Annotated in this window: 7 protein-coding genes; 1 reads left to right on the top strand and 6 read right to left on the bottom strand. The window is 57.4% G+C overall.

Annotation, left to right across the window (positions count from 1 at the left end; all coding sequences use genetic code 11):
- Positions 1 to 2,352, bottom strand: a complete 2,352-nt coding sequence (gene lptD / locus INF58_RS01605) for an LPS assembly protein LptD (protein ID WP_193526859.1) — start codon at positions 2,350 to 2,352, stop codon at positions 1 to 3.
- A 239-nt stretch (positions 2,353 to 2,591) separates the two neighbouring features.
- Between lptD and djlA the strand changes: the two genes are divergently transcribed.
- On the top strand, positions 2,592 to 3,407 hold the full coding sequence (djlA, locus tag INF58_RS01600) for a co-chaperone DjlA (RefSeq protein WP_063867435.1): 816 nt from the start codon (positions 2,592 to 2,594) through the stop codon (positions 3,405 to 3,407).
- A gap of 32 nt (positions 3,408 to 3,439) precedes the next feature.
- Here djlA and rluA read toward each other — a convergent pair whose 3' ends face one another.
- The 5 genes from rluA to araA all read right to left on the bottom strand — a co-directional run bounded on the left by rluA (position 3,440) and on the right by araA (position 11,947).
- Positions 3,440 to 4,099, bottom strand: coding sequence for a bifunctional tRNA pseudouridine(32) synthase/23S rRNA pseudouridine(746) synthase RluA (gene rluA, locus INF58_RS01595; RefSeq protein WP_193526858.1), 660 nt, complete (start codon positions 4,097 to 4,099; stop codon positions 3,440 to 3,442).
- A 12-nt stretch (positions 4,100 to 4,111) separates the two neighbouring features.
- The gene (gene rapA, locus INF58_RS01590; protein ID WP_193526857.1) at positions 4,112 to 7,018 is read right to left on the bottom strand and encodes an RNA polymerase-associated protein RapA; all 2,907 of its coding nucleotides are present in this window, start codon (positions 7,016 to 7,018) and stop codon (positions 4,112 to 4,114) included.
- 128 nt (positions 7,019 to 7,146) lie between these two features.
- Positions 7,147 to 9,504: a DNA polymerase II gene (gene polB, locus INF58_RS01585; RefSeq protein ID WP_193526856.1), complete on the bottom strand. Its 2,358-nt coding sequence runs from the start codon at positions 9,502 to 9,504 to the stop codon at positions 7,147 to 7,149.
- Between the two features lie 156 nt (positions 9,505 to 9,660).
- Positions 9,661 to 10,356, bottom strand: coding sequence for an L-ribulose-5-phosphate 4-epimerase (araD, locus tag INF58_RS01580; RefSeq protein ID WP_063867439.1), 696 nt, complete (start codon positions 10,354 to 10,356; stop codon positions 9,661 to 9,663).
- An 88-nt stretch (positions 10,357 to 10,444) separates the two neighbouring features.
- Complete coding sequence (gene araA / locus INF58_RS01575) at positions 10,445 to 11,947, bottom strand: L-arabinose isomerase (protein ID WP_063450678.1); 1,503 nt, start codon at positions 11,945 to 11,947, stop codon at positions 10,445 to 10,447.
- Positions 11,948 to 11,954 lie beyond the last annotated feature (7 nt).

Below are 11,954 nucleotides of genomic sequence, written 5' to 3'. Positions count from 1 at the left end.
TTACAATGAACTACGATACGGCAGAATGTTCGAGCGCAGCATCTGCTGCGTGCCCAGACCGTAGTTAGAACTCAGGCCGCGCAACTCGATATTAAAGCCAATCACGTTATCGTATTTGCCCTGACTGTTTTGCGTATCCCAGCCGTTAAGTTTGCGTTCGTAACCGACACGTATTGCGTAACAGCAGGAGTTATATTGCAGACCTAACATCTGGTCGGCAGGTTTTTGGGCATTCGTGTCATAGTAGTAGGCCCCGACGACTGACCAGCGATCGGCGATCGGCCAGCTCGCGGCAGTACCTACCTGTGAAATACCGTCTTTGTATTGGTCCGTATTCGCATAGTTAGGCAGCGTCGCCTGGATATACTCCGGGCTGGCGTAACGATACGTCAACTGCAACATGCGGTCTTCATCACGACGATACTCAATGGCAGCGCTGCCCGTCGCGATATTGTCCAGTCGTGTATCGTACTGAACACCACCGCGCAGACCCCAACGATCCGTCATGCGCCAGTAGGTATCGCCTGCCCATACCAGTGAGCCCGTTTTGTTGTCTTTCTCCCAGTTAATGTCGTCATCACCGGTACGAGACTCGGTGAAATAGTAGATTTGACCAACAGAAACGTTAAAACGTTCAACGGCAGCATCATCATAAACGCGCGTTGTGACGCCGGTCGTTAACTGGTTAGCAGACGCAATACGGTCAAGGCCGCCGTAGGTACGGTCACGGAACAGGCCGCTGTAGTCTGATTGCAGGAAAGACGAGTCGTAGTTTTGAATTTTGCTCTGATCGCGATAAGGCACGTAGAGATACTGCATACGCGGCTCAAGCGTCTGGGTGTATCCATCGGCGAGAAGACCCATATCACGTTCGAAGATCAGCTTTCCGTCCATTTTGAACTGCGGAAGCGTACGGTTTACCGACTCTTCAAGATCGGTGCCATAGCGTTTGTTATACCAGTCCAGATTCTTCTGCTGGTAGTGGGTGGCCATCAGCTTGGCTTCGGTGTTGAGGCTCGCCCAGTCGTTTGACCATGGCAGATTGATCGTTGGCTCGATATGCAGACGCGTTGATTCCGGCATATCCGAGTTGGTGTTGACGAAATGAACCGCCTGAGCATAAACGAGCGTGTCGAAAGGACCCACATCGTTCTGATACCAGTTCACGTCCAGCTGCGGCTCTGCACCGTAGGTACTGCGCGATTGCGTATCAAATACCTGGAACTGCTTGGTCGACACGGTGGCGTCAAAGTTCTCAATGGCGTAGCCCACGCTGAATTTCTGCGTGGCGTAACCGTCGGTACTGGACCCGTATTTAGAGTCAAAGTCGTTGAAGTAATACGGATCGCTGACCTTGGTATAGTCGATGTTGAAGCGCCATACCTGATCCAATACCCCGGCGTGCTTCCAGTAGTACATCCAACGGTGCTTATCGCCTTCGGAAGGATGCTCGTCCTGGAACACTTTATCTGATGGCAGATAATCAAATTCCATCAGACCCGCGCCCGCCTTGGTCAGATAGCGGAACTCGTTCTCCCACATGATGTTACCGCGCTTGTGGATATAGTGCGGCGTGATCGTGGCGTCCATGTTGGGCGCAATGTTCCAGTAGTACGGCAGGTAGAACTCAAAGTAGTTCGACGTGCTGTACTTGGCGTTCGGGATCAGGAAGCCCGAACGACGTTTGTCGCCCACCGGCAATTGCAGGTAAGGACTATAGAAAATCGGCACCGGGCCAAGCTTGAAGCGAGCGTTCCAGATCTCGGCGACCTGTTCTTCACGGTCGTGGATCACTTCACTGCCCACGACGCTCCAGGTATTTGACCCAGGCAAACAGGACGTAAACGTACCGTTTTCAAGAATGGTGTAGCGGTTTTCGCCGCGCTGCTTCATCAGGTCTGCGGTTCCGCGACCCTGACGACCCACCATCTGGTAATCACCTTCCCAGACGTTGGTATCTTTCGTATTCAGATTGGACCAGGCTTTCGGACCTTTCAGGATGACCTGATTGTCGTCATAGTGCACATTACCCAGCGCATCCACCGTACGGACAGGCGCCTGGGCACCTTCCGGTTGCTTCTGGTGCAATTGCACTTCGTCAGCCAGCAGACGGCTGTTTCCCTGGTTAATATCGACATTGCCCGTAAAGGTCGCGTTGTCAGGATAATTACCTTTTGCGCTGTCGGCATTAATGGTGACGGGTAAGTCATTCGTATCGCCTTTCACCAGTGGGCGATTGTAACTTGGGACGCCAAGCATACACTGCGAGGCGAGATCGGCTGCGAGCCCCTGTTGGCTATACAGGGCGGTGCCAATCATTGTGGCCAGAAGGGTGGGGATACGTTTTTTCATACGTTGTATTTTATTGTTCCGTCATCAGTGGCTACGGCTTACAAACGCTCAGAGACTATCTTACTCATCAGCGCAGTACCAGCGTTAATCCTGCCCGTTTGCGCGCCAGAGTGTTAGGCTCGCTATCGAATGACGAGTATGATAATGCAAATTATAGGCGATGTCCCTCAATTGACCGTGGCGCGACCACTGTAATGATGGCGTTGCGTCGGCCAGGAACATGACCATTCGGGGAGTATATGCAGTATTGGGGTAAAATAATCGGCGTTGCGTTCGCAATTATTATGGGTGCCGGATTCTGGGGCGTTGTTCTTGGCCTCATTATCGGTCATATGTTTGATAAGGCACGCAGCCGCAAAATGGCCTGGTTTGCCAACCAGCGCGAGCGCCAGTCACTCTTTTTCTCCACCACCTTTGAGGTGATGGGGCATTTAACCAAATCAAAAGGGCGCGTAACGGAAGCCGACATTCAGGTCGCCAGCGTCTTTATGGATCGCATGAATCTGCACGGCGAATCACGCATCGCGGCGCAGAATGCGTTCCGGATTGGTAAAGCAGATAACTACCCGCTGCGAGAAAAAATGCGGCAGTTCCGTAGCATCTGTTTCGGGCGCTTTGATTTAATTCGGATGTTTCTGGAAATTCAAATCCAGGCCGCTTTCGCGGATGGCTCTCTGCATCCGAATGAACGGGACGTCTTATACGTGATTGCCGAAGAGCTGGGCATTTCCCGTATGCAGTTCGACCAGTTCCTGCGTATGATGCAGGGCGGTGCGCACTTTGGCGGCGGTTATCAGCAGCAATCGTCCGGCGGCGGCTGGCAGCAGGCGCAGCGTGGCCCTACGCTTGAAGATGCCTGTAACGTCCTCGGCGTGAAGCCGTCTGACGATGTCACGACCATCAAACGCGCGTATCGTAAGCTGATGAGCGAGCACCATCCGGATAAGCTGGTGGCGAAAGGCCTGCCGCCAGAGATGATGGAGATGGCGAAACAGAAAGCGCAGGAAATCCAGAAAGCCTACGAGCTGATTAAAGAGCAGAAAGGTTTTAAATAAAAAAAGGCCCGACACAGCGTCGGGCCTTTTTTTCAGAAGTCCACCGGGGCTTTAAACGTCATGGTGTTGCCGAAAGCAGGGTGGGTGATGGTGAGCGTCTGCGCATGCAGTTGCAGGCGCGGCGCTAACGCCAGCGCTTCCGGCGGCGCATAAAATCTGTCTCCCAGAATGGGGTGACCCATCGCCAGCATATGCACGCGCAGCTGGTGGGAGCGCCCGGTAATCGGCTTCAGCAGGACGCGGGCGGTGTTATCCGGCGCGTACTCCAGCACTTCATACTCGGTTTGCGCGGCCTTGCCGGTTTCATAACACACCTTCTGCTTTGGCCGGTTCGGCCAGTCGCAAATCAGCGGTAAATCCACCAGCCCTTCCGCCTGCGCCGGATGGCCCCACACGCGGGCGACATACTGCTTCTTCGGCTCGCGCTCGCGGAACTGACGCTTAAGCTCGCGCTCCGCGGGTTTATTCAGCGCCACCACAATCACGCCGCTGGTGGCCATATCCAGACGATGGACAGACTCGGCCTGCGGATAATCGCGCTGAATGCGCGTCATCACGCTGTCCTTGTGCTCATCCAGACGGCCCGGCACGGACAACAAGCCGCTTGGCTTGTTGACCACCATAATGTGCTCATCCTGATACAGAATGACCAGCCACGGTTCCATCGGGGGATCGTAGGGCTCCATTACCATCTTGCGCTCCGCTTACTGATGCGTCACAACGATAAGGCGCAGGGCGTCGAGACGCCATCCCGCCTGATTCAGGCTTTCCAGCACCTGCTGACGGTTGCTCTCAATCGCGGCCAGTTCATCGTCACGAATGTTCGGGTTCACCGCTTTCAACGCTTCCAGACGCGACAGTTCAGCTGACAGCTTCTCGTCGGCTTCGCTGCGCGCCGCATCGATCAGCTCTCTGGCCGCTTTTTCGGCCTGGGCTTCACCCAGTTGCAGGATGGCATGCACGTCCTGCTGCACCGCATTCACCAGCTTGCTGCCGGTATGGCGGTTGACCGCGCTCAACTGGCGGTTGAAGCTTTCAAACTCCACCTGGCCGGCCAGGTTCGTACCGTTTTTATCCAGCAGCAGACGCACCGGCGTTGGCGGCAGGAAGCGGTTAAGCTGAAGCTGTTTCGGCGCCTGCGCTTCCACAACGTAGATCAGCTCCACCAGCAGCGTGCCCACGGGCAACGCTTTGTTCTTCAACAGGGAGATGGTGCTGCTGCCGGTATCGCCGGAGAGGATCAGATCCAGACCGTTGCGGATCAGCGGGTGCTCCCAGGTGATGAACTGTGCGTCTTCGCGGGACAGCGCCACATCACGCTCAAAGGTGATGGTGCAGCCATCTTCCGGCAGGCCCGGGAAATCCGGCACCAGCATGTGATCGGACGGGGTCAGCACGATCATGTTCTCGCCGCGATCGTCCTGGTTAATGCCGACGATGTCGAACAGGTTCATGGAGAAGCTGATGAGGCTGGTGTCGTCGTCCTGTTCTTCAATACTTTCGGCAAGCTGCTGCGCTTTTTCACCGCCGTTGGAATGGATCTCCAGCAGGCGGTCGCGCCCCTGCTCCAGCTGGGCTTTCAGCGCGTCGTGCTTCTCGCGGCAGGATTTGATCAGCTCATCAAAGCCGTCGGTATTTTCCGGCGCCGCGAGATAACCGATCAGATCGCCATGCACCTGGTCATAAATGGTGCGGCCCGTCGGACAGGTATGTTCAAACGCATCCAGCCCTTCGTGATACCAGCGAACCAGAACGGACTGAGCGGTTTTCTCCAGATACGGAACGTGGATCTGAATGTCGTGCGCCTGACCGATACGATCCAGACGGCCGATACGCTGCTCCAGCAGATCCGGGTTAAACGGCAGATCAAACATCACCAGATTGCTGGCAAACTGGAAGTTACGGCCTTCAGAACCGATTTCGGAGCACAGCAGAACCTGTGCGCCGCTGTCCTCTTCACCAAACCAGGCCGCAGCGCGGTCGCGCTCGACAATGGACATGCCTTCGTGGAACACGGCGGCGCGAATACCTTCACGCTCGCGCAGAACCTGTTCCAGCTGAAGCGCGGTGGCGGCTTTGGCGCAGATCACCAGCACCTTCTGGGAACGGTGCGCGGTCAGGTAGCCCATCAGCCACTCCACGCGCGGATCGAAGTTCCACCAGGTGCCGGTGTCGCCTTCAAATTCCTGATAAATCTGCTCCGGGTAGAGCATGTCGCGCGCGCGATCTTCCGCCGATTTACGGGTGCCCATGATGCCGGAGACTTTAATCGCGGTCTGATACTGGGTCGGCAGCGGCAGCTTGATGGTGTGCAGCTCGCGTTTCGGGAACCCCTTCACGCCGTTACGGGTGTTGCGGAACAGCACGCGGCTGGTGCCGTGACGGTCCATCAGCATGTCGATCAGCTCTTTACGCGCGGATCCCGCGTTATCACTGTCGCTGTTCGCGGCCTGAAGCAGCGGCTCGATGTCCTGCTCGCCAATCAGATCGCTCAGGGTGTTGAGTTCATCATTAGAGAGACGATTACCTGCCAGCAGCAGCGCGACGGCGTCCGCTACCGGACGGTAGTTTTTCTGCTCTTCAACAAACTGCACAAAATCGTGGAAACGGTTCGGGTCGAGCAGGCGCAGACGGGCGAAGTGGCTCTCAAGACCCAGCTGCTCCGGCGTTGCGGTCAGGAGCAGAACGCCCGGTACGCGCTCGGCAAGCTGCTCGATCGCCATGTATTCACGGCTTGGCGCATCTTCGCTCCAGACGAGGTGGTGTGCTTCGTCGACGACCATCAGATCCCATTCAGCATCGCACAGATGCTCCAGGCGCTGCTTGCTGCGGCGCACGAAGTCCAGGGAGCAAATGACCAGCTGTTCGGTTTCAAACGGGTTGTCCGCGTCGTGCTGGGCTTCGGCATAACGCTCGTCGTCGAACAGGGAGAAGCGCAGGTTAAAGCGGCGCAGCATCTCGACCAGCCACTGGTGTTGCAGCGTTTCCGGCACCACAATCAGCACGCGCTCGGCAGCGCCAGAGAGCAGCTGCTGGTGCAGGATCATGCCGGCTTCGATGGTTTTACCCAGGCCCACTTCGTCAGCCAGCAGCACGCGAGGCGCATGGCGACGGCCCACGTCATGGGCGATGTTCAGCTGATGGGGGATCAGGCTGGTACGCTGACCGCGCAGGCCGCTCCACGGCATGCGGTACTGTTCACTCTGGAACTTACGCGCGCGGTAGCGCAGGGAGAAGCGATCCATTCGGTCGATTTGCCCGGCAAACAGACGGTCCTGCGGCTTGCTGAACACCAGTTTGCTGTCGAGCAGCACTTCACGCAGGATGACGTTCGTCTCGTCGGTATCAAGGCGCGTTCCGATGTAGGCGAGCAGTCCATTCTCTTCTTTTACGTCTTCAACCTTTAGCTGCCAGCCGTCATGGCTGGTCACGGTATCACCCGGATTGAACATTACGCGGGTAACAGGGGAGTCATTGCGAGCGTACAGGCGGTTTTCACCGGTAGCAGGGAAAAGGAGGGTAACCATGCGCGCATCGACGGCAACGACGGTTCCTAATCCAAGTTCGCTTTCTGTATCGCTGATCCAGCGTTGACCAAGTGTAAAAGGCATAGTTGTTCGGCTCTAATCTTTAATTGCAGGCAATAGTTCGACCCCCGTCAAAAAAGACGGTCATCGAAAAATGGGTCCGGGAATGGAAAGGGCGCTATGGTACTGGATGGCAACGGTTTCGTCACGCGTCAAAATAGCCCAAGTTGTCCTGTCACTAGTGTAGCAAAGTCGTCGTCGATGAACGGTAAAATTCCCTCCGCAACCGGCTGAAGCTGGCGGGTGAGGTAGTGATCGTAATCGAGAGGCGACTGTTGATAATCAACGGGTTCCGGTCCGTTCGTCGTCCAGACGTATTTTATGGTCCCCCGGTTCTGATACTGCGGTGCGCGTCCCCGACGAACGTTCTCTTCGTCCGCCAGCCGCGCGGCGCGCACGTGAGGGGGAACGTTACGCTGATACTCCGCCAGCGGGCGGCGCAGGCGTTTGCGATACACCAGCTGGTCATCCAGTTCACCCGCCATCAGGCTGGCGATGGTGTCGCGCACGTAATCCTGATAAGGCTCATTGCGGAATATTCGCAGGTAGAGCGTCTGCTGGAACTGCTGTGCCAGCGGCGTCCAGTCGGTGCGCACCGTCTCCAGCCCCTTAAACACCATCCGCTGCGCTTCACCTTCCTGAATCAGCCCGGCGTAGCGCTTCTTGCTGCCCTGGTCGGTTCCGCGAATGGTTGGCATTAGAAAGCGGGTGAAATGGGTTTCAAACTCCAGCTCTAACGCGCTGGTTAACCGCTCTTTTTGCAAAGTTTCGCGCCACCAGTCGTTCACAAAGGCGACCAGATCTTTGCCGATTTGCGCGGCGTCGTCTTCCGAATGGGCAGCTTTCAGCCAGACAAAGGTGGAGTCGGTATCGCCATAAATGACGTCATAGCCCCGGGATTCAATCAGTGCTTTGGTCTGGCGCATAATCTCGTGCCCGCGCATGGTGATGGACGACGCCAGACGCGGATCAAAGAAGCGGCAGGCGCTGGTACCCAGCACGCCGTAAAAGGCGTTCATAATGATTTTTAGCGCCTGTGAGAGCGGCTTGTTGCCGTGGCGTTTCGCCTCGTCGCGGCCGTGCCAGATGTTTCCCACGATTTCCGGCAGGCAGTGTTTTTCGCGCGAGAAGCGTGCCCCGAGAAAACCTTCGGTGCTGTGTTCATCATCTGGCTGCGCCATCCCCTCCACCAGCCCTACCGGGTCAATGAGGAAGGTGCGGATAATCGACGGGTACAGGCTTTTATAGTCCAGCACCAGAACCGAGTCATACAGCCCGGGCCGAGAATCCATCACGTAGCCGCCGGGGCTGGCCTGCGGCGGCACGTCCCCGAGGTTGGGCGCAACGTAGCCCGCACGGTGCATTCGTGGGAAATAGAGGTGGCTAAAGGCGGCTACCGAGCCGCCGTGCCTGTCGACCGCCAGGCCGTTCACCGTCGCGCGCTCCAGCAGGAACGGCATGATCTCGGTTTTGTGGAAAATCTGCGTCACCAGCTCGCAGTCCTTCAGGTTATAGGTGGCGAGCGCCGGCTTATCTTCGTTAAAGCGCCGGTCAATCTCGTCCATTCTGTCCCAGGGATTGTCGATGGATTTCCCTTCGCCGAGCAGCTCCCGGGCGACCGCTTCGAGGGAGAATGACGAGAAGTTCCAGAAGGCGGATTTCAGCGCCTCGATGCCGTCGAGAATCAGGCGACCATTGGCCTGGGCAAAGAAAACGCCGTTCTTGAAACCGTGCTCACGCCACTCCAGCTCGCTGTTGCCGCGTCCCAGTATTAAGGGAATGCGGTAACGTTCGGCATGTTTTTGCAGCACGCGCAGGTCAAACTGGACGACGTTCCAGCCTATCAGCACGTCCGGATCGTGCTCGGCAAACCACTGGTTAAGCTTCTCCAGCAGCTGCGGGCGGCTGCTGACGTACTCAAGCTGAAAATCCAGCGCGGATGCATCGCCGTTCGGTGGCCCGAGCATATAGACAACCCGCTGCCCGCAGCCTTCCAGGCCAATGCAATACAGTTCACCGTGGCGGGTGGTTTCGATATCCAGCGAGACCCACTTGAGCGGCGGGCGATAATTCGGGTTAGGCTTGAGGCGCGCGTTCACGAGACTGCCATTCTTTTCCGCGCCGTCCACCCAGACGGGCGCGGTAATAAACCGCTCCATCAGAAAACGTTCCGGCGGGCGAATGTCCGCTTCGTAGAGCGTTACGCCCGCTTCGCGCAGCAGCTTTTCGTAGCGCATCAGCTGGCGATGGGCGCGGCAGTAAAGGCCATACACCGGCTGACGGTGGAAATCTTTTAGCTCAAGAGGCGTGAGGCGCCAGCCGTTTTCACCGCGCAGCAGCTGCTTTACCTTCTCGACGTGGCCTTCAGGGATAAACGCCACGGACTCCTGAGGCGGCAGGGTAACGTGCAGCGGGCCGTTATCCGTCGCCAGCCAGAACGCAACCTCGGTGCCCTGAGGAGTATCCCGCCAGTGTCGGGTCAGTAAAAAGCCTTCTTGCGCCTGTGCCACGCTGCGATCCCATAAAACAAAACCAGGCCTGATTATAGCCTGGTTGAGGGGTGTTTGCTGGGGTTTTATACAGTGCCTGTTTTGCCGGATGGCGCTGCGCTTATCCGGCCTACAGGACCCGTAGGCCCGGCAAGCGCAGCGCCACCGGGCAATGATTTACTGCCCGTAGTACGCCTTCGCGCCGTGCTTGCGCAGATAATGCTTATCCAGCAGGGTTTGCTGCATATCCGGCAATTGCGGCGCCAGCTGGCGGCAGAAGATCCCCATGTAGGCGACTTCCTCCAGCACTATCGCGTTATGCACCGCATCTTCCGCATTTTTCCCCCAGGCAAACGGGCCGTGGGAGTGCACCAGCACGCCGGGCATCTGCGCCGCGTCGATCCCCTGTTTTTCAAAGGTTTCGACGATCACATTACCCGTTTCCCATTCGTACTCACCGTTAATCTCCGCATCGGTCATCAGACGCGTGCAGGGAATGGTGCCGTAAAAGTAGTCCGCGTGGGTGGTGCCGGTGGCCGGAATGGACTGGCCCGCCTGCGCCCAGATGGTCGCGTGACGCGAATGGGTATGCACGATGCCGCCGATGGTCGGGAAGGACTGATACAGCAGGCGATGAGTCGGCGTATCGGATGAGGGCTTTTTGTTGCCTTCGACCACTTCGCCCGTTTCGATGCTGACCACGACCATATCCTCTGCGGTCATCACCGTGTAATCCACGCCCGAAGGCTTGATCACGAATACCCCTTTTTCCCGGTCAACGGCGCTGACGTTGCCCCAGGTCAGGGTCACCAGGTTATGTTTTGGCAGCGCCAGGTTAGCTTCAAGTACCTGACGTTTGAGATCTTCTAACATGGTTGTCTCCAGTGCCGGATGGCGCTTCGCTTATCCGGCCTACAGGAGCGTAGGCCCGGTAAACGCAGTGCCACCGGGCATTGCGTACTTAGCGTTTTGAACCGTAATAGACTTCGTTCCAGCGCAGCGCGTCTTTAAAGGCTGGCAGACGGGTGTCGTTATCAATCACGGTCAGCTCGATGTCGTGCAGCTCGGCAAACTGACGCATATCGTTCAGGTCAAGCGCATGGCTGAAGACGGTGTGGTGCGCGCCACCCGCCAGGATCCACGCCTCTGACGCGGTTGGCAGGTCCGGCTGCGCTTTCCACAAGGCATTGGCGACCGGCAGCTTCGGCAGAGAGTGCGGGGTTTCAACCGCATCGACGCAGTTCACCAGCAGGCGGAAGCGGTCGCCGAGGTCGATCAGGCTGGCGTTGATGGCCGGGCCGGTACGGGTGTTGAAGATAAGACGGGCCGGATCCGCTTTGCCGCCAATGCCGAGGTACTGCACGTCAAGGATCGGTTTCTCTTCAACCGCGATGGAGGGACACACTTCCAGCATGTGCGAGCCGAGCACAAGATCGTTGCCGTTCTCAAAGTGGTAGGTATAGTCCTCCATAAAGGAGGTGCCGCCCTGTAGACCGGTCGACATCACCTTCATGATGCGAAGCAGAGCGGCAGTTTTCCAGTCGCCTTCGCCCGCAAAGCCGTAGCCCTGCTGCATCAGACGTTGTACTGCCAGACCCGGCAGCTGTTTCAGGCCGTGCAGGTCTTCAAATGTAGTGGTAAAGGCGTGGAAGCCGCCCTGTTCCAGAAAACGCTTCATGCCCAGCTCAATGCGTGCGGCATCCAGCACGTTCTGGCGCTTGTCGCCGTTAACTTGCGCCGCAGGCGTCAGGCGGTAGCTGCTTTCATATTCATCTACCAGCGCGTTAACGTCACCCTCGCTGATGTCATTCACCACCTGCACCAGGTCGCCCACCGCCCAGGTGTTCACGGAGAAGCCAAACTTGATCTGCGCGGCCACTTTGTCACCGTCGGTGACCGCCACTTCGCGCATGTTGTCGCCAAAACGCACCACCTTCAGGTGACGGGTGTCCTGCTTAGAGACCGCCTGACGCATCCAGGAGCCAATGCGTTGTTGTGCCTGGCCGTCCTGCCAGTGGCCGGTCACCACGGCGTGCTGCTGGCGCATGCGCGCGCCGATGAAGCCGAACTCGCGGCCGCCGTGCGCGGTCTGGTTCAGGTTCATGAAGTCCATGTCGATGCTGTCCCACGGCAGGGAGGCATTGAACTGAGTGTGGAATTGCAGCAGCGGTTTATTGAGGATTGCCAGGCCGTTGATCCACATTTTGGCCGGTGAGAAGGTGTGCAGCCACACCACCAGGCCGGCGCATTTGTCGTCGTAGTTGGCATCGCGGCAGATGTTGGTGATTTCGTCCGGCGTCGTACCCAGCGGCTTCAGCACCAGTTTGCACGGCAGTTTGGCTTCCGCGTTCAGGGCATTCACAACGTGCTCCGCATGTTTCGTCACCTGCTGCAACGCTTCCGGCCCGTACAAATGCTGGCTGCCAATCACAAACCACACTTCATAATTATTAAAAATGGTCATTATCGTG

This window comes from Enterobacter cloacae complex sp. P24RS (assembly GCF_014982165.1).
Taxonomy (GTDB): Bacteria; Pseudomonadota; Gammaproteobacteria; order Enterobacterales; family Enterobacteriaceae; genus Enterobacter; species Enterobacter quasihormaechei.
Note: the sequence above shows the minus strand (reverse complement) of the source record. Positions and strands in the feature narration are given on the sequence as shown.